This window comes from Pseudoalteromonas sp. BSi20480 (assembly GCF_000241365.1).
Classification (GTDB): Bacteria; Pseudomonadota; Gammaproteobacteria; order Enterobacterales; family Alteromonadaceae; genus Pseudoalteromonas; species Pseudoalteromonas marina.
On sequence record NZ_BADX01000074.1, the window covers coordinates 1 to 675 of the forward strand.

The 675-nt window shown below is 33.5% G+C and carries 1 protein-coding gene; it reads left to right on the forward strand.

The features are described from left to right. Nucleotides 1-102 precede the first annotated feature (102 nt). On the forward strand, nucleotides 103-675 hold a 573-nt coding region (locus P20480_RS18005; protein WP_033025375.1), incomplete at its 3' end, for an Ntn hydrolase family protein.

The window sequence follows — 675 nt, forward strand, 5'->3', positions numbered from 1 at the left end:
CAATTCAGCAGGACAAAAAACAGTTGGTTTTGCTCCTGCGTCGCTAATTTTAACCAACTATTTTTTGCCTCTGATTGAGGCGTTATACGTTTAGGGAGTTTTATGAGTACACTGGTAGTTGTTAAAAAAAACGGATATGCAACTATTGCATGTGATTCACTATCAACAGATGGCACTATAAAAGTTTGTCCTGAAAACAAAACTCATAATCATAAGTTTTTTAAACATCAAAATTCATATGTCGGAATTATTGGTTGGGGTAATTTCAATAACATTCTAGAGAACATCTTTTCCGATGAATCTAATGATTTAGAATTTACAGATAAAAATTCAATTTTTAAATCTCTTCTTAAACTTCATGAAATATTAAAAGATGAGTATTTCATAGAAACTAGTGAGGATGATGATCAACCTGTTGAATCATCGCAGATTAACGGTTTGATTTTGTCACCTAATGGTATCTTCGAGTTTGATAATTATCGTGGTGTAGATGAATATAATAAATATTGGGCTGTAGGGTCAGGTAGACGATATGCCTTGGGAGCTTTGCATAATGCATATGACTCTGAACAAACTTCAGAAGAAATAGCATTAAGTGCTATCAAAGCAAGTTGTAGTTTCGATGACGGTTCAGGCTTACCTGTGTTGTTTGAAACACTTGAGCTAAAAAACGTA